This is a genomic window from Bradyrhizobium sp. SZCCHNS30572 (assembly GCF_032484415.1).
Lineage (GTDB): Bacteria > Pseudomonadota > Alphaproteobacteria > Rhizobiales > Xanthobacteraceae > Bradyrhizobium.
On record NZ_JAUESY010000006.1, the window covers coordinates 224,104 to 242,552 of the forward strand.

Below are 18,449 nucleotides of genomic sequence, written 5' to 3' on the forward strand. Positions count from 1 at the left end.
GGCGAGATTGGCCCCATACTCCGCTGTCGTCCCGGCCTTGAGCCGGGACCCATAACCACAGGCGGTTGTGATGACGAGGGACGTAGCTCCAGCGCGCTCAACAATTGCCGCCGGTGGTTATGGGTCCCTGCGTTCGCAGGGACGACATTGGTGTTCAGGCGCGATCATGGCTCAAACGCTCCGATCTGCCAGACCCACCGCCCATAGCGCGAACGCGTAGACGATCGCGACCTCGTCCAGCCGGTTGAAGCGGCCGGAGGCGCCGCCGTGGCCGGCGCCCATGTTGGTGCGCAGGAGGACCGGCCCGCCGCCGGTCATCGTCGCGCGCAGCCGCGCGATCCACTTTGCAGGCTCCCAATAGGTGACGCGCGGGTCGGTCAGTCCGGCCATCGCGAGGATCGCGGGATACTCCTTGGCGGCGACGTTGTCGTAGGGCGAGTAGGACAGGATGGTGCGGAAATCCTTCTCGCTCTCGATCGGGTTGCCCCATTCGGGCCATTCCGGCGGCGTCAGCGGCAGGGTATCGTCGAGCATCGTGTTCAGCACGTCGACGAACGGCACCTCGGCGACGATGCCGGCGAACAGCTCGCCCGCGCGGTTGGCGACCGCGCCCATCAGCATGCCACCGGCGCTGCCGCCATGGCCGACGATGCGCCTGGCGCTGGTGTAGTTCGCCGCGATCAGCGCCCGTGCGCAGGCCGCGAAATCGTCGAAACTGTTGGTCTTTTTCTCGCGTTTGCCGTCGAGATACCAGCCCCAGCCCTTGTCGGTGCCGCCGCGGATATGGGCGATGGCGTAGACGAAGCCGCGGTCGACCAGCGACAGCCGGTTGGCCGAGAACGAGGCCGGCATCGCATGGCCATAGGAGCCGTAGCCATAGAGCAGCAGCGGCGCCGAGCCATCGGCCTTGAGGTCGCGCCGGTGCAGCAGCGACACCGGCACCTCGGCGCCGTCCTCCGCCTTGGCCATGATGCGCGTGGTGACGTAGTCGGCCGGATTGTGCCCGGACGGAATCTCCTGGCGCTTGCGCAAGGTTTTTGCGCGCGTCACCATGTCGTAGTCCCACACCTCCGACGGCGTCGTCATCGACGAATAGGCAAAGCGCAGATTGGTGGTGTCGAACTCGTAGGAGCCCATCGCGTCGAGCGAATAGGCGCCTTCGTCGAAGGCGATCGCGTGCTCCTCGCCGGATGCGAGATCGCGGATGACGATCGACGGAAGCGCATTGGCGCGCTCCAGCCGCACGAGGTGCCCGGCATACAGATCGTGGTCCAGTACGTAGATGCCGGCGCGGTGCGGAATGAGGTCGCGCCAGTTGGCGCGCTCGGGCGCGGACAGCGGCGCGGTGACGATCTTGAAGTCGATGGCGCCGTCGGCATTGGTCAGGATGAACAGCTCATCGCCGCGGTCGGCGATCGAATATTGCACGCCGTTCTCGCGCGCGGCCACGAGGCGCGGCGGCGCCTCGGGAGCATCGAGATCGATCAACCGTTGTTCTGATGTCTCGTGGTCGCCGCCGGCGATGACGCAGAACCGGCCCGACGTCGACTCGTGCACATGGGTGAACCAGCCGGTGTCCTTCTCCTCGTACACCAGCGCGTCATCGGCCTGCCTGGTGCCGAGCTTATGCCGCCACACCTGCATCGGGCGGTGATTGTCGTCGAGCTTGACGTAGAAGAAGCTCGTGCAATCGCGTGACCACACCACACCGCCGTCGGTCTCCTCGACCACGTCGTCGAGATCGTTGCCGCTATCCCAGTCGCGGACGCGGATGGTGAAATATTCGGAGCCCTTGGTGTCGGCGCTCCAGGCGACGCGCTTGTGGTCGTGCGAATGCCTGCTGCCGCCGAACTTGAAATAGTCGTGGCCTCGCGCCAGCGCATCGCCATCGAGCCCGATCGTCTCCGCCCCGCCGTTGCGCGGCGTCCGGCAGAACAGCTCGTGCTGGCCGCCCTCGCGATACTTGCGGAAATAGGCGTAGGGCCCGTCTGGCGACGGCACCGAGGAATCGTCCTCCTTGATGCGGCCGCGCATCTCCGCGACGAGCTTCTTCTGCAGCGGTGAGGTGTGGCCGAGCACGGATTCCGCATAGGCGTTCTCGGCCTCGAGATAGGCGCGGATATCAGCATCCAGCAGCGACGGATCGTGCAGCACCTCCTGCCACCGCGCGTCTTTCAGCCACGCATAGTCGTCGCTTACGGTGATGCCGTGACGGGTGAAGCTGTGCGGATGGCGCGGCGCCACCGGCGCCTTGGTGCTCAAGTCGGTCATGTCGTCCTTTACGGGGTCACGCTCTCGCCGAGCCATTGGATCGCGGCGTCGAGGCCGCCGCGGCCGTGCGGAATCTTCAACGCCACCAGCGCCATTTCGATCACGCCGAGCGTGCCCAGCACCATCGGCGCGTTGACATGGCCCATATGGGCGATGCGGAACGCCTGGCCCTGGAGATCGCCGATCCCGGTGCCGAGCACGACGCCGCACTGCTCCTTGCAGTAGGTCTGCAACACGGCCGGATCATAACCTTCGCCGACCAGCACAGTGGTCACGGTGTTGGAGCGCTCGGCGGCGTCTGCGATGTTGAAACCGATCACCTGGCCCTCGCTCCACTTCGCCACCGCGCGGCGCACGGCCTCGGCCAACAGCTCATGGCGGCGGAAGGCATGCGGCAGTCCTTCGGCGAACAGCATGTCCATGGCTTGGCGCAGTGCGAACAGCAGATGCACCGGCGCGGTGCCGCCATATTTGCGATAGTGCTCGGTGCCCTCGCGCTCGCTCCAGTCCCAATAGGGCGTGCGCATGTTGGCGCGCTTGTGCGCCTCGAGCGCGCGGTCATTGGCCGCGACGAAGCCGAGACCCGGCGGCGTCATCAGGCCCTTCTGCGACCCGGACATCGCGACGTCGATGCCCCAGGCATCCATCTCGAACGGCATGCAGCCGAGCGAGGCCACGGTGTCGACCATGTAGAGTGCCGGATGGCCCGCGGCCTTGATGGCGCGGCCGATCGCCTCGACGTCGTTGACGACGCCGGACGCCGTATCGATCTGCGCCACCACGATCGCCTTGATGCTGTGCTCCTTGTCGGCGCGCAGCCGCGCCTCGACCTCGGCCGGCCGCACCGCGCGGCGCCAGTCGCCGCGGAGCACTTCGACCTCGGCGCCCATCGCGCGCGCGGCATTGCCCCAGCCGATCGCGAAGCGGCCGCTCTCCAGCACCAGCACCTTGTCGCCGCGCGCCAGCACGTTGGAGAGCACCGCCTCCCAGGCGCCGTGACCGTTGGCGATGTAGATGTAGGTCTTGCCCTTGGTGGCGAATAGCCTGCCGAGATCGGACATGATGCCGTCGGTCAGCTCGACCATCTGCTTGGAGTAGATGTCGAGCGCGGGGCGGTGCATCGCCTGCAGCACCTCGTCGGGCATCGTGGTGGGTCCCGGGATGGCCAGAAACTCCCGGCCCGCGCGAACGGTCATTGTCAGTGTCCTCGGCGATGTGGTTTGGCGGTTGAGGGTGGTGATGGGCTCTCGCACACGGCCGGCCCATGGTCGTTTTACGTGGCGCGGCGCATTAAGAAAAGCCGGAGAAGCCGGGGGGCTGGCATGCCCCGGCAGGCCGGCGGGTCGGGCCGTCAGCGCCTCGTTTCGCGGCAGCCGGCGGCCTCGGCCTCCTCGACCGAGCAGAACCAGCGGGTGCCCTTGGCGACGTGCATCTTGATCTGCGCGTACCAGCGGCTCTGCGGCGTGTGATAGATGCACTCGCCGGCGCCGTTGACATTGCCCTTGATGGTGCAGTCCGGCGAGGGCGCGACCGGGCCCGAGGCCGAGGCGAGCAGGATTTTGCGCGCGCCCTCCGGCGGGTTGGTGGCCCCGAGGATCGCAGTCTTCTTGTTGCGCACGCGCCAGTCCCATGGCGCGATGAACGCGCCCTGCCACATGCCGGCCTTGGCTGCGCGCGCCTCCACCTCGTCGGGCTCGTAGTCATGCGAGAGGGTGCGATAGGCCAGCGCCCAGCCGCTGCGCACCAGCCATTTCTGGATGTCCTCGCCATCGACGTCGCAGCGCGCGACCTGGCGGCCGCGGCGGTCGATCGAGCGCGGATGGCAGGTCCAGCTCTTGCCGTCGACGTACTTGATCAGCTCGTCACGCGCCGCCACGCCGCAGGTCCAGCGCTCGCCGTTCTTGTTGAGGCAGAGCTGATCCACGGAGGGCGCGTCGATGCCGCCGAGCCGGATGCGGGTGGTCCCGATCGTGATCCCATCGGCCTCACGGATCTTGGGAATCCCGGTGATGTCGGCCGCGGACGCGACGGAGGGCAGCAGCAGGAGGAGCGCAAGCAAAGCTGGTTTCATCGACATCAACGGGCGCGGGTCGTCCTTGGGGATGGGAAGGCTGGAGCAATTGTGCGGCGGATCGGCCCGCGGTTCCAGCGCCGTGATTGGCTGAGCCGCTCAACTTCGCGCGATGGCGGCTGAAAGGAGGAGCCGAGCTATTGCCAGGGCGTCGCTGTGCTCCCCTCCCCGCAAGGGGGAGGGGAGTGCACCGCCGGGGCCGCTGACATATCGCTCGATCAGTTCACCGCCACCCGCTTTGCCAGCGCCAGGCCCATCAGCACGAAGGCCGAGGTGACCTCGGGGCCGCCGACCAGGATGCGGGTCGGGGTCTTCATCTTGTTCCATTCATAGGCGCGGTACGGATGCCGCCGGCCACCCTCGCCGAACGACGTCACGATGCAATGCACCGCGGGCGCGAAGCTCGCCGCAGCGCCGCCGAGATGGCCGAGCGCGATCAGCGCCAGCGCGGCGTCGAACGGGTTCATCTCGCGGCCGACCAACTCGTCCTCGACATAGGCCAGCACGCGCAGGCGAATGAGCTCGAACGCGCCGTCGGGATCGATCGCCTGCCGCGCCGCCGGCGGCAGCGCCATGAAGGCGTGGTAGCAGCGGCCGAAATAGGCGCAGTACAGCTCCGGCAGATAATAGATGTGCGAGCGGGGGTCGGCGAAGGCGCCGCTCAGCACCAGCCGCTGCTGGAAGCCGACGATCCGCCTGACGACGTCGAGCCGGGCTTGCGTCTCCAGGATCTGCCAGCGCCCGAGATTGCGGAACGATACCTCGAGCACGTCGAGGTTCAACGTCGGATCGAGATCATTGCCGTAGGGCCGCTCGCCGGCCAGGCTGTCGATCCAGGTCGCGACACCGCCTTCATAGTCGATGTTGTCGTTGATCGGCACCGTCACGCGCGGCTCGTTGCCGCCGGCGCGCACCTGGTAGCCCGCATAGAAATCCAGCAGCGGCTGGCTCAACATCGGATCGTCCGAGCCGGCCTGCGTCGCCGCCGAGAACGAGCACGCCGTGGTGTCGCAATCCGGCACGTAGATGCCGAAGCCGAGGTCCTGCTTGATCTGGGTGAAGAAGCGCGAGAAGCGCGGATGCGGCGGCGGCGCCAGCGCGGTGACGACATTGTAGCTCTTGCCGTCGGCGCCGCGCACCTCCTCGCGGCTGATGGTCAGGCAGAACTCGACCATGGCGGCGATGGCGCTGCGCGCCGCGCTTGTCTGCTCCGATGACGCGAGGCCCGTCTCCAGATAGCTCAGCAGCGCCTCGGTGAAGAACGCGTCGTAATAGGCCGAGCGGTGGCGGATCTGCACCGGCTCCCACATCGGCTCGGCGATGCCGCGCCACGGCGGATTGATCACCGCGGCCGCCGGCGATCGCGCGATGAAGACGCGGGCGAGGTTGAACAGCAAGGTCGAGTTCTTGTAGCCGCGGGCGTCGAGCCCCTGCAGCGCCATCTTGACCTCGCGGCCCTTCATGTCGGGATCGCCGATCAGGTTGAAGGCGGCATAGGTCGGGATGAAGCCATTGCGGCTGAACGAGCCGAGCAGGTCGGCGCCGCAGGCCCGGATCACGCGATCGACCTCGCCGGCCGGCGGCATGGCCGCCGCCGCAGTCCGGCGCGGCGGGGCAGGGTGGTGCAAGGCGACGCTGTCGACCAGATCGGCGACGGGGCGGCCGACCTGCTCCCAGTCCGGCGTCGGATTGTCGCGGGCAAGGACCAGCGCGTCGCGCAGCGCATTGAGAACAGCGGGATCGTTCAACTCGGGCAGGCCGGCACGGCGCAGCAATGCGCGCAGCGCCGGGTTCCCGAGCGCGGTCCGGTAGAATTTCGACAGATGCGGGTCGCCGCTGCCGGGCCGGCGCAGGATGGGATCGCAGACCTCGTACAGCGAGGGCCCATCCTTCCGGGCCGTCAGTGCGCGACAGGCCGCGCCGGCGAAATACTGGAAACTCAAGCGAGGACTCGCGGGTTGTCGAAGGCGGGACGAGCGGCATGCGTTGCTCGAGACGCCCGGCAAACGGCGCGTCACGCGCATGCATCGGGCAAACTGACACGCTGGACGGCCAAAGACAACGTGACGGCGGTCACGGCGCGGGAGGCGGATTTGGCGGCAATGTGGTCTCCCGGCGGTCCGTCCGGGGCCGTTCGGAGATCGCTGTCATGGTTAAATTTGCGTTTCTCTTCAAGTGCTTGAAAAGTCAATGGTGTTCCGATGTTGCTTGGGATGCGGGTTCGGGTTAAGCCTTTCTTCGTTGCGGCGCCGCAATTTGCGCGCATTGAGACGACACATCGTCTCGCAACCCCTCAAACCTCAGAGGCGCCAGCGCGACCAAAGGGTGCACCCCTTTGGCATCGATGGGCAGGCTCGGACCAGGATTGACGTGATGACCGCAAGGCAGCCTTCTCTTTCCCGCCGATCGGCCGTGATCGCCGCCGCGCTTCTCTGCACGGTGTCGCTCGCGATCGGCGCGCATGCTGCCCTGAACAAGCGTTCGCTCGAGGCGCCCAAGGCAGCGGCCTCCGAGCAGAGCAGCGTGGCGACCGGCAACGGCGCGCGCCTCGCGCTCGTGATCGGCAATGGTCACTATCCCGACGCGAACGCGCCGCTCGTCCAGCCGATCAACGATGCCCGTGCGCTGACCGGCGCGCTGCGCCGCGACGGCTTCGACGTCGATGTCGTCGAGGATGCCAACAAGGACGACATGGCCCGCGCGGTCGAGCGCCTCAAGGCCAGGATCAAGCCCGACTCGGTCGTGATGCTGTTCTTCGGTGGCTACGCCATCCAGGCCGGACGCGAGAGCTACATGATCCCGGTCGACGCCAAGATCTGGCGGGAAGCCGACGTCCGCCGCGACGGCACCAGCATCGAGCGCCTGCTCGACACCGTCCGCGAGCAGGGCGCGCGCGCCAAGCTGGTGGTGATCGACGCCGCCCGCCGCAATCCCTATGAGCGCCGCTTCCGCGCCTATTCGCACGGCCTGGCGCCGATCAATGCGCCGGCCAACGCCCTGATCCTGTCGTCGGCGACGCCGGGCAAGGTGCTGGACGATCCGAAGGGCCAGAACAGCGTGCTGGTCGGCGAGCTGCTGAACCAGCTCGGCAAGAGCCCGAGCGCCGAGACCGTGTTCAACAAGACCCGCAACGCCATCGCCCGCAGCTCCGACGGCGAGCAGGTGCCGACCGTGTCGTCCTCGCTGGTCGAGGACATCCGCTTCAGCGCCGACGTCGCCAACGCCGGCAGCTGAGCTTAGCCTGTCCCGCGCCTGAGATGCTCCGCCCTCTCGGCGGCCTCCCACCCTCCCCTGGAGGGGGAGGGTCGCCTCACGGCGAGCGAAGCGAACCGTGGGGCGGGGTGGGGTGATCTCTCCACTTGCACCGTCATCCCTGGCTCCACCCCACCCCGCCGCACGACGCTGGCGCGCCGCGCGACGACCCTCCCCCTCCAGGGGAGGGTGGGGCCGCGTGCCCCTCAGACCCCTGCGGCGTCGCGTCTTTCAATTGCTCGCCATCACCGGCCGCACCGGGTCGCCCTCGCGCAGCAGCGCGCCGGCGCGGGTGACGACGACGTCGCCCTCGGCGAGGCCGTCGCGGATCTCGACCTGGCCGCCGGCCATCAGGCCGATCTCGACCCGCTTGGTCTCGATCCGCTGAGCCCGGACCACCTGCACCACCGTGCCGTCGGGATCGTACAGCACGGCGGTCAGCGGCACCGCGACGCCGCAGCTCTGGCCGATCTTGATCACGGCGCGGCCGAACGAATTGACCAGCAACCGCGCCGTGCCGGTGATGCCGATGAAGGCCTGGCCGAGCTGGCTGTTCGGCTCGACGGTCGGCGCCACCCTTCGGATCTTGCCCTCGACCTCGCCGGCCCCGACAATGCGGATCCGCGCCGTCTGGTTGACCGCGAGCTTGCCGAGCTGGGCTGATGGCACCAAGCCGACGAGATCATATTCGTTGCGGGCGAGAATCGAGAACAGCGCCTCGCCGCGACCGGAGGCGAACGCGCCGATGGTGGCGCTCGACGACAGGATGGTGCCCGCGACCGGCGCCTGGATCATGATCGTGCCGCCCTCCGGCGGCGTCAGCCGCGCCAGGTTCTGTCCGGCCGTGACGGTGTCGCCGGCATCGACCAGCACCTCCGCGACCTTCAGGCCGGGACGATCGGGCCTGACGGCGGTCTCGTCGCGCGCTAGCACCATGCCGGACACCTCGACCGTGTTGTCGAAGCAGGCCTTGGTCGCCTTGAGCACGCTGACCGCGGCGCCCTTCGGCGCGCCGTCATCGGCTGCCGCAGCCTGGATCATCGCCAGCAGGCCGGCGGCGGCGAGCATCGGCATCCGGCGCATCGTGGCGGCAATTGCGGCATGTCCCATCCGAAACCGATCCTCGCGAACCCAATTCATTGCACGGCTGTCGCCGGGATAGCAGACGCACCGCCGCCGGGCCAGCCGACCCGCGTCCCTGGTAGTCGCGCCAGGATGCCGCGACGTTCAGCCGATGGTGCCGAACTTCTCGGCCGGGTCCACGTTGACGCTGCCGAATGTCAGCCGTCTTTCACCTGGGACTCACGACCATGCTTCGGCTCTGGATACCGCTTCTGCTCTGCGCCGTCGTCGTCACGCCTGCGGTCTCCGCCGAGCTCACCGCCGACGCCGTCAACAGCGCCGAGCTGCGCAAGCGGCCGCCTGCCGAGGAGAAGATGGATCCGGTGGCGATCCGCGCCCAGGTGCTGCTCGATCGCGCGCATGTCTCTCCCGGCGAGATCGACGGCCGCTTCGGCGACAATGCGCGCAAGGCGCTCGCCGCGTTCGCGCGCGCCAAGGAGCTTGCCGGTGATGCGAAGCTGACGCCCGAGCTGTGGGAGGCGCTGCTGCGCGGCGACCAGGCGCCGGCGATCGTCTCCTACACGATCACTCGTGACGATGTGAAAGGGCCGTTCCTGAAGAAGCTGCCACAGCACATGGAGGACATGAAGGACCTGCCGGCGCTCGGCTACACCTCGCCGCGCGAGGCGCTGGCCGAGAAATTCCACATGAGCGAGGCGCTGCTGTCGGCGCTCAATCCGAAGGCCAGCTTCGACAAGGAGGGCGAGCAGATCGCCGTCGCCAATGTGATCAGGCCGGACGAGAAGTCGCCGGACATCATGCGGCTCGACATCAGCAAGGACGCCGGCACGGTGCAGGCGTTCGACCGGGACGGCAAGCTGGTGGCGGTGTTTCCCGCTACGGTCGGCAGCGACGAAAAGCCGACGCCCGACGGCACGTTCAAGGTCACCTCGCGGGATGCCGATCCCAACTACCGCTACAATCCGGACTACGAGTTCAAGGGCGTCAAGTCGCGCAAGCCGTTCACCATCAAGCCCGGCCCGAACAACCCGGTCGGCGCCTATTGGATCGGCCTGTCGGTCGGCAACGGCTACGGCATCCACGGCACGGCCGAGCCGTCCAAGGTCGGCAAGTCGGAGTCGCATGGCTGCGTGCGGCTGACCAATTGGGACGTGCGATTCCTCGGCGACCACCTGGCGAAGAAGGCGAAGGTGGAGCTGCATTGAATGTTCACAATCATTCCGGGGCGGTTGGATTGCTTCGTCGCTTCGCTCCTCGCAATGACGGAGCACGTCAATCTGCATCTGCGCGTAGCGGCCAATTTATTCAGTCATCTCAACTTGATCTGGGCTGTCCAGATGTTCGGTAAAAAAGAAATCGCTTGTGCCGTCGGGCAAATCAGGTGGAGACTTCCGCCCGTCCCGCCTCGTTGAAGAGGGGCGCTTTCGCGAACGTCACGACGCGTTGAGGTGGGATGCGATGGCCGCGGCGGGGCGCAGCGTGAGAACACGCGGACGTACGCCATGCTGCGGACGGTGAAGTCGCAGGGTCCTGGCCTCCCGACGCTGAGGTCCGCGCGGCGCGCGTGATGCGCGCGTCGTCGCCACGGTGACAAACAAGCCGGTCACCGAGGAGACTGCGTATAAATCGTAAAGCCATCGCGCGGGGAGGGCCGGGTCATTCCGGCTGTACCTGTGGTTCTGCCGCCTGCATTTTTTCTCGCAGGCGGACCGCAGGCCTCAGCCGAGGCCTGGCTCTCCCTGCGCCCTCTGTTCAGAAGAGGGTGTCTCGATGAGTAAAGCTCGGACGCGAAACGCGCCGCGAGACCGAAGTGTCATGTTCGCGCGGCGCTTCGTCGATCACCCGCGCAGGCGGGTGGTCCAGTACGCCGCGGCCGTGGTGATTGAGCCTGTCCGTCTCGGAGTCCTGGATCGCCCGTTCGAGCCGGGCGATGACGGCGAAGAAAATCAGCACCGCCTCGGGATGGCGGAAACGATGCTCATTCCTGTCACGTCACTTGGTCCTGCCGCGCCGCTATCTCGCAAACGACCGAGACGGCGCCACATGCAGTGCGTAGGCATCGGCCGCCTCGCTCACGCGCGGATAGAGTTCGGTCACCAGCGGATCGTGGCCCGGAATGAATCGATCCGGATGCCCGGCGAGGCGCTCGATGATCTCCCAGCCCTGGATCATGTCGCCGATGTTGAGCACGATCGGAAACGGGCTGCGGCGCTGCAGGTTGGCGTAGTAATGCGCGGCGTCGGAGGCGAGCACGACCGGGCCGCGCGCGGTGTCGACGCGCACCACCTGCAGCCCGTCGGAATGGCCGCCGACCCGGTGCACGGTGACGCCCGGCGCGACCTCACCGTCGCCGTTGTGGAAGGTGACGCGCTCGCCATAGACGTGGCGCACCATCGTGGTGACGTGCTCGACCGTGAACGGGTAGCGCAGCATGCCGTTGCACATGCAGCGTCCGGTCGCATACGCCATCTCGCGCTCCTGCAGGTGAAAGCGCGCGTTCGGGAAGCGGTCGAGATTGCCGGCGTGATCGTAGTGCAGATGGGTCACGATGATGTCGCGGATGTCGGCCGCCGCGACGCCGAAGGAAGCGAGCGCATCGATCGGATCGCGCGTCAGGGTGCGATGGCGGATCTCGGCCTCCGCGGCGTTGAAGCCGGTGTCGACCAGGATGTCGCGCCCGTCACGGCGGATCAGCCACACGAAATAGTCGAGGTCCTGCGCCGTGCTGTCGTGCGGATCGGGCTGCAGGAAGTTCATGTGCGACGTGCGCGGCGACATCGTCGCGTAGCGCAGCGCGTAGATCTCGGCGGCGTTCCCCATGATGGCCTTCTCGTTGGTTGGGCGCGGCAACCATCGAGCCATCGGCACGGATCGAGGTCAATCGCATCGAGGTCAATCGCGGTGCTCGTCGAACCGGACGCTGCGCTGCCGCGACACAGCGTGAGGCATCTCACATTTCAAGCCATTGGGATCGTTGCATGGTCCGCTCGTGTCATGGCCCGCAGCTCGCAAGAGGCTCCTGCGGGCGGTCGCCGCCTCAGACGATTCGTCAACCTCTGCAAGCGGTTGACGTGCCGTCACGGCGATTTGATAATGCCTGACGCGTGGGATATGGTCGCCGCGGCGCAAGCTGGACGGCGCCTGATTGCTGACCGCTGGACCGCCATCGTGATGACTTTCCGCCTGCTGTTGCCGCTCGGCCTGATGTTCTCCGTCGCGTTTTCGGCCGTGGTTTCCGGGCCCGCGCACGCGGCCGGCGACCGCTTCGCCCTGGTGATCGGCAATGCGAAATATCCGGATGCCGAGGCGCCGCTCAAGGAACCGGTCAACGATGCCCGCGATCTCACCGACGAGTTGAAGCGTGACGGTTTCAGCGTCGAGACGCTGGAAAATGCCGGCGGCGACGCGATGCGCCGCGGCCTCGATCGGCTCTATGGCAAGATCAAGCCGGGCTCGGTGGCGCTGCTGTTCTTCTCCGGCTACGGCATCCAGTCGAGCCGGCAGAGCTACATGATCCCGGTCGATGCGCAGATCTGGCAGGAGGCCGACGTGCGGCGCGACGGCATCGGCCTCGAGCAGGTGCTGCAGGAGATCAACAGCCGCGGCGCCGGCGTGAAGATCGCGCTGCTCGATGCTTCCCGGCGCAATCCCTATGAGCGCAGGTTCCGCACCGCCTCGGCCGGCCTCGCGCCGGTCATCGCACCGAGCGGTACTTTGGTGATGTACTCGGCGGCGCTGTCCGCTGTCGTGACGGATGGCGGGCGCGATCGCAGCCTGTTCGTGCAGGAGCTCCTGAAGGAGATCCGCGTTCCCGACCTCACCGCCGAGGAGACGCTGAACCGCACCCGCGTCGGCGTCACCCGCGCCTCGCGCAGCGAGCAGGTGCCGTGGATCTCGTCGTCGCTGGCGGAGGACTTCTCCTTCGTGCCGGGCAATGGCGTCAGGCCGCCGCCGGCCGAGAGCAATGCCGCGCCGGCGCCTGCACCTGCACCTGCGCCGACCCCGACACAGGTCGTGGTGGCGCCGCCGGTGCCGTCACCGCTGCCGCCGGCTCCGCCCGCGCCGCAGCCGACGCCGGTGCAGAAGGTGGACACCCCGTCGCCCGCGCCGGTTGCTCCGGCGCCGCCGGCGCCCGCGCCATCTCCCGTGATCGCGAACGTCGCGCCCGCCGCGCCTGCTGCGCCCGCGGCCCCAGCAGCGCCCGCGCAGGATCCGTTCGCCGAGGATCCGACGATCAAGAGCCTGAGCGCCAAGATCGCGGCCAATCCGGAGGATGCCGGCGCGCTGTACCGGCGCGGCCAGGTGTATGCGAGCAAGGGCGCCTACGCGCAGGCGATCCGCGATTTCGACGACACCATCCGAATCAATCCAAAGGACGTCGAGGCGCTCAACAACCGCTGCTGGGCGCGCACCGTCGTCGGCGAGCTGCAACCTGCGCTGCGCGACTGCAACGAGGCGCTGCGGCTGCGGCCGAATTTCGTCGACGCGCTCGATAGCCGCGGGCTGGTCAACCTCAAGAGCGGCGCGGTCAAGAACGCCATCGCCGATTTCGATGCGGCGCTGAAGATCAACCCGCGGCTGACGTCGTCATTGTACGGCCGCGGTCTCGCCAAACAGCGTAACGGCGCCGCGCAGGAGGGGGCGCTCGACATCGCCAACGCCAAGGCGATGGACCCCAACATCGTCCGCGAGTTCGAAGCCTACGGCGTGCGCTGATTTGTTGCGCGCGTCGGCCGGCCGGCTCGAACCATGCGGCAGGCCGGACCGACATAACAGCGAACAGCCGGGTGTCGCGCCGGGCGCGGCGGAGACCGGGACGATCAGTTCGCGTGAGGAGGGATTGGCAATGACCGCACCGAAAACGAATTCGACCATGACCGCCGGCCTGACGGCTCTCCTGGCCGCGACGGTCCTGAGCGCGGCCGCTTTGTTCGGCACGATGCCGGCTTTCGCGGCCGATGATGTCAGCGAGGATCAGATCGTCCGCGCCCTGGCCGGGCAGAAGAAGCCGCTGACCCGGGGACTGTCGATGTCGCCGCCGTCGGAGGCCACACCCGCGGTCGCGCCGGAGCAGGACAAGTTCCTGCAGAGTATTCGCGGCCGCTCGACGCGGTCGCTGTCCACTGCCGAGCGCGAGGAGATCGCGGCGGTCGCCAAGACCAAGCCGAACATCGACCTCGAGATCACCTTCGACTACAACTCCGCCAACATCAGCCAGAAGTCGCTGCCGTCGGTGCAGGCGCTCGGCCGGGCGCTGACCAACGCCGAGCTGAAAGGGTCGACCTTCGTCGTCGCCGGTCATACCGATGCCGCCGGTGGCGAGGCCTACAATCAGGATCTCTCCGAGCGCCGCGCCGATTCGATCAAGCGCTATCTGGTCGAGAAGTTCGGCATCGCCGGCGCCGACCTGGTGACGGTGGGCTATGGCAAGAGCAAGCTGAAGGATCCGAGCCAGCCGCTCGCCGAGGTGAATCGCCGCGTTCAGGTCGTCAACATGCAGAGCAAGACGGCGGCGGCCAAGTAGCGCCGCGTCCATCAAGCGCCGTCGGAGGTCGCGTGGCCGGAGATCGAGGTGGCCGGGTGCGTCCCGCAGGATTGCGGGGCGCATCGCCTTGTCGGAGCGCCCCGTGCCAAATTCGCAGCATCCATAACCCGCATCTCGCGCCGACCGGATCCCCCTGCCGATGAAGCTGCCAAAATCCCTCAAGTCCGCGGCCAGTGCGGTCGTCTTCGTGGCCCTGTTCGCCGGCTATTACTGGTATGAGCATCGTCCCCATCACACCGCCGAGGAGCCGCCGATGCAGGCCCAGGTGCTGGTGACCAAGGCGGTGAAGGCCTGCTTCTCAGATCTGGTGCGCGTCACCGGCTTCGTCGTGGCCCGCCGTGAGGCGGTGGTCGGCGCCGACCAGGAAGGCTCGCGGGTCATCGACGTCCTAGTCAAGGAGGGCGACACCGTTACCGAGAACCAGGAGCTGGCGCGCCTGACGCCGTCACCGCCGCAGCCGGGAGCGCCGGCGGCGGCCGCGAACCGGCCGGTGTCGCTGCGCGCGCCGGCCGCAGGACTCGTCACCGAGGTCCGCACGATCGCCGGTGCGCCGGCCTCGCCGCAGGCCGGTCCGATGTTCCGCATCGCCGTGAACAACGAGCTGGAGCTCGACGCCGAAGTTCCGAGCGTTCATCTCCTGAAGCTCGGCACGGGCGCGCCGGTGCGCATCACTCGCGACAACCTACCCGACATTGTCGGCCGCCTGCGCGTGGTGGCGCCGCAGGTCGACCGGACCACGCAGCTGGGCCATGTTCGCATCGCGCTGACCAGCAATCCGTCGCTCAAGCCCGGCATGTTCGCGCGCGCCAATATCGATGCCCGGCGGAGCTGCGGCGTCGCCGTGCCCAATACGGCGATCGATCATCTCACCATCCAGGTCGTGAAGGGCAACACGATCGAGACCCGCCGGGTGCGGGTCGGCCTGGTGTCGGATACGGCGAGCGAGATCCTCGACGGGCTGACAGAGGGAGAAATCGTGGTGGCCGACGCTGGCAGCTCGCTGCACGATGGCGACCAGATCAAGACCATGTTTGCCGAAGACATCGATCGCACGCGGGTACGCTGATGGCACTGAACATTTCGGCATGGTCGATCAGGAACCCGCTGCCGTCGATCCTCTTCTCCATCATCCTGCTGATCCTGGGCTGGATGAGCTTCACCAAGCTCGCGGTCACCCGGCTGCCGAACGCCGACATTCCGGTGATCTCGGTCGCGGTGGCGCAGTTCGGCGCGGCGCCGTCGGAGCTTGAATCCCAGGTCACCAAGATCATCGAGGACGGCGTCTCCGGCGTCGAGGGCGCGCGCCACATCCAGTCGCTGATCACCGACGGCCTGTCGGTGACGACGATTACGTTCGCGCTCGAGACCAACACCGATCGCGCCATCAACGACGTCAAGGACGCCGTCACCCGGGTTCGTTCCGACCTGCCGCAGAACGTCACCGAGCCGCTGATCTCGCGCGTCGACAAGATCGGCCTGCCGATCGTCACCTATGCGGCGATCTCACCGGGCAAGACCCCGGAGCAGCTGTCGTTCTTCGTCGACGACGTCGTCAAGCGCGAGCTGCAGGGCGTGCGCGGCGTCAGCCAGGTCGAGCGCATCGGCGGCGTCGAGCGCGAGATTCTGGTCTCGCTCGATCCCGACCGGCTGCAGGCCATGGGTCTCACCGCCGTCAATGTCAGCCAGAGTCTGCGCGGCACCAATGTGGACGTCGCTGGCGGCCGCGCCGAGATCGGCAAGAACGACCAGGCGATCCGCACGCTTGCCGGCGCCAAGACGCTGAACGAGCTGTCCAACACGATGATTCCCTTGTTCGGCGGCGGCGAGGTCCGGCTCGCCGATCTCGGGACGGTCACCGACACGATTGCCGATCGGCGCACCTTTGCGCGCTTCAACGGCGAGCCGGTGGTCGCGCTCGGCATCAAGCGCGCCAAGGGCGCCAGCGACGTGGTCGTCGCCGCCGCGGTCCAGAAGCGCATCGACCAGGTCAGGGCCGCCCATCCCGATGTCGAGCTGAAGCTGATCGATACGTCGGTCGATTTCACCAAGGGCAATTACGAAGCGGCGATCTCGACCCTGTTCGAGGGCGCGATCCTGGCCGTCATCATCGTGCTCTTGTTCCTGCGCGACTTCAGGGCCACGGTGATCGCGGCGATCTCGCTGCCGCTGTCGATCTTTCCGGCCTTCTGGGCGATGGATATTCTCGGCTTCTCGCTGAACATGGTGTCGTTCCTGGCGATCACGTTGTCGACCGGTATTCTCGTCGACGACGCCATCGTCGAGATCGAGAACATCGTGCGCCACATGCGGATGGGGAAGTCGCCCTATCGCGCGGCGCTCGATGCCGCCGACGAGATCGGGCTCGCGGTCATCGCGATCAGCCTCACCATCATCGCGATCTTTGCGCCGGCGAGCTTCATGTCCGGCATCGCCGGACAGTTCTTCAAGCAGTTCGGCATCACCGTCTCGGTGCAGGTGTTCTTCTCGCTGCTGGCGGCGCGCTTCGTCACGCCGATGCTGGCGGCCTACTTCCTCAAGGACCACAAGCACGACGATCCGCCGCCGGGGTTCATCCTGCGTGCCTATCAGCGCATCGTGACGTGGTCGGTAAAGCACTACTTTGTCACGGTGCTGCTCGGCATCGGGATCTTCGCTGCCTCGATTTGGAGCACGACGCTGCTGTCGCAAGGGTTCTTGCCGGCGCAGGACGCGGCGCGATCGCTGCTCGCGATCGAGCTGCCGCCAGGCGCGCAGCTCGCCTACACCGAGAAGGTCACCGAGGACATCGTCGCGCGCCTGCGCAAGCGGCCCGAGGTCCGCAGCGTGTTCGTCGACGGCGGCCGGCTTCAGGGCGCGATGGAGGTTCGTCGCGCCGGAATGATCGTCAACTACACGCCGAAGACCGAGCGCAAGATCACCCAGAAAGAGCTCGAGCTCGAGATCACCAAGGATCTCGAAACCATTCCGGACATCCGTTTCTGGTTCACAGACGAAAATGGTCTGCGCCCGATCAAGCTGGTGCTGACGGGCTCGGATCCCAAGCTGGTCGACAACGTTGCGAGCGAGCTCGCCTCGCAGATGAGGCGGATTCCGATCATCTCCAACGTGGTGTCGGACACTTCGCTCGACCGGCCGGAGTTGCGGGTGCAGCCGCGCGCGGATCTGGCGGCACGTCTGGGCGTTTCGACCGAAAGCCTGTCGCAGACGATCCGCGTCGCCACGATCGGAGATGTTGGACCTGCGCTGGCGAAGTATGACGCCGGCGGCCGGCTGGTCCCGATCCGGGTGCAGCTCGAGGACGCGGCGCGCAGCGACGTGAAGATCCTCGAACAGTTGCGGGTGCCGCTCGGGCAGTACGGCGAAAAGGGCGGCGTGCCGCTGGCCGTCGTCGCCGACATCAAGCTCGACCAAGGCCCGACCAGCATCAGCCGCTACGATCGCGGGCGGCAGGCCACCGTCGCCGCCGACCTCGTCGGACTTGCGGCGCTCGGCGATGCAACCAAGCAGATCGACGAGCTGCCGGTCAGAAAGAGCATGCCGGCCAGCGTCAAGCTGATCCCGTCCGATGATGCCGAAAGCTTGAACGAGCTGGCGTCGGGCTTCATCACGGCGATCACGGCGGGCCTGATGATCGTCTACGCCGTGCTGGTGCTGCTGTTCGGCACCTTCCTGCAGCCGATCACGATCCTGTTCTCGCTGCCGTTGTCGATCGGCGGTGCGATCGCCGCGCTGATGCTGACGGGCAAGCAGCTCACCATCCCCGTCTATATCGGCATGATGATGCTGATGGGCATCGTCACCAAGAACGCGATCATGCTGGTCGAGTTCGCGGTCGAGGCGATCCATGCCGGCGTCAGGCGTGACGAGGCGATCATCGATGCCGGCATGAAGCGGGCCCGTCCGATCGTGATGACCACGATCGCGATGGTCGCCGGCATGATGCCGAGCGCGCTCGCGGTCGGTGCCGGCGGCGAATTCCGCTCGCCGATGGCGCTCGCGGTGATCGGCGGGCTGGTGTTCTCGACCGTGCTGTCGCTGTTGTTCGTGCCGGCGATGTTCCTGGTGATGGACGATGTCGGCGCGTTGTTCGCCCGCCTTGGCCGCAAGCTGATCGTCTCTTCCGGCGATGCCGCCGACGAGGCGCAGTCCGGCCATGGGCCGGAGGCGGCGCATCAGCCAAAGCCGCCGCCGTCGGCGATGTCGCCGGCTGCGGAATGAGATGACGTG

The 18,449-nt window shown here is 67.2% G+C and carries 13 protein-coding genes; 6 read left to right on the forward strand and 7 right to left on the reverse strand.

Annotation, left to right across the window (positions count from 1 at the left end; genetic code table 11):
• Positions 1 to 171: 171 nt before the first annotated feature.
• The 4 genes from QX048_RS18155 to QX048_RS18170 form a co-directional block, all read right to left on the reverse strand.
• Positions 172 to 2,271, reverse strand: a complete 2,100-nt coding sequence (locus tag QX048_RS18155) for a S9 family peptidase (protein WP_316200579.1) — start codon at positions 2,269 to 2,271, stop codon at positions 172 to 174.
• A gap of 8 nt (positions 2,272 to 2,279) precedes the next feature.
• Complete coding sequence (locus QX048_RS18160; protein ID WP_315716987.1) at positions 2,280 to 3,467, reverse strand: pyridoxal-phosphate-dependent aminotransferase family protein; 1,188 nt, start codon at positions 3,465 to 3,467, stop codon at positions 2,280 to 2,282.
• Positions 3,468 to 3,622: 155 nt separating this feature from the next.
• Entirely contained in the window at positions 3,623 to 4,348 is a 726-nt protein-coding gene (locus QX048_RS18165; protein ID WP_316200580.1) for a thermonuclease family protein, read from the reverse strand.
• Between the two features lie 212 nt (positions 4,349 to 4,560).
• Positions 4,561 to 6,285, reverse strand: coding sequence for a hypothetical protein (locus QX048_RS18170; protein WP_315716989.1), 1,725 nt, complete (start codon positions 6,283 to 6,285; stop codon positions 4,561 to 4,563).
• 430 nt (positions 6,286 to 6,715) lie between these two features.
• On the opposite strand from QX048_RS18170, the gene QX048_RS18175 reads away from it, so the two are divergent.
• Positions 6,716 to 7,576, forward strand: coding sequence for a caspase family protein (locus QX048_RS18175; RefSeq protein ID WP_315716990.1), 861 nt, complete (start codon positions 6,716 to 6,718; stop codon positions 7,574 to 7,576).
• Positions 7,577 to 7,825: 249 nt separating this feature from the next.
• Here the strand turns inward: QX048_RS18175 and QX048_RS18180 are convergent, their stop codons facing one another.
• Entirely contained in the window at positions 7,826 to 8,704 is an 879-nt protein-coding gene (locus QX048_RS18180; RefSeq protein WP_315716991.1) for an efflux RND transporter periplasmic adaptor subunit, read from the reverse strand.
• A 200-nt stretch (positions 8,705 to 8,904) separates the two neighbouring features.
• Here QX048_RS18180 and QX048_RS18185 point away from each other — a divergent pair, with 200 nt between their 5' ends.
• A complete protein-coding gene (locus tag QX048_RS18185) occupies positions 8,905 to 9,882 on the forward strand; it encodes a L,D-transpeptidase (protein WP_315716992.1) in 978 nt (325 codons plus the stop codon).
• 547 nt (positions 9,883 to 10,429) lie between these two features.
• Here the strand turns inward: QX048_RS18185 and QX048_RS18190 are convergent.
• Positions 10,430 to 10,630: a hypothetical protein gene (locus tag QX048_RS18190; RefSeq protein WP_315828373.1), complete on the reverse strand. Its 201-nt coding sequence runs from the start codon at positions 10,628 to 10,630 to the stop codon at positions 10,430 to 10,432.
• A 60-nt stretch (positions 10,631 to 10,690) separates the two neighbouring features.
• The gene (locus QX048_RS18195) at positions 10,691 to 11,497 is read right to left on the reverse strand and encodes an N-acyl homoserine lactonase family protein (RefSeq protein ID WP_315828372.1); all 807 of its coding nucleotides are present in this window, start codon (positions 11,495 to 11,497) and stop codon (positions 10,691 to 10,693) included.
• A gap of 351 nt (positions 11,498 to 11,848) precedes the next feature.
• Here QX048_RS18195 and QX048_RS18200 point away from each other — a divergent pair, with 351 nt between their 5' ends.
• From QX048_RS18200 to QX048_RS18215, 4 genes are all read left to right on the forward strand, one after another.
• A complete protein-coding gene (locus tag QX048_RS18200; RefSeq protein ID WP_316200627.1) occupies positions 11,849 to 13,393 on the forward strand; it encodes a caspase family protein in 1,545 nt (514 codons plus the stop codon).
• Positions 13,394 to 13,523: 130 nt separating this feature from the next.
• A complete protein-coding gene (locus QX048_RS18205) occupies positions 13,524 to 14,201 on the forward strand; it encodes an OmpA family protein (protein ID WP_316173300.1) in 678 nt (225 codons plus the stop codon).
• Between the two features lie 160 nt (positions 14,202 to 14,361).
• Positions 14,362 to 15,288 (forward strand): efflux RND transporter periplasmic adaptor subunit, encoded by a 927-nt coding sequence (locus tag QX048_RS18210; RefSeq protein ID WP_316162491.1) that lies wholly within the window; start codon positions 14,362 to 14,364, stop codon positions 15,286 to 15,288.
• Entirely contained in the window at positions 15,288 to 18,440 is a 3,153-nt protein-coding gene (locus QX048_RS18215) for an efflux RND transporter permease subunit (protein WP_315750752.1), read from the forward strand. Before QX048_RS18210 ends, QX048_RS18215 begins: the two co-directional genes overlap by 1 nt.
• Positions 18,441 to 18,449: the final 9 nt, after the last annotated feature.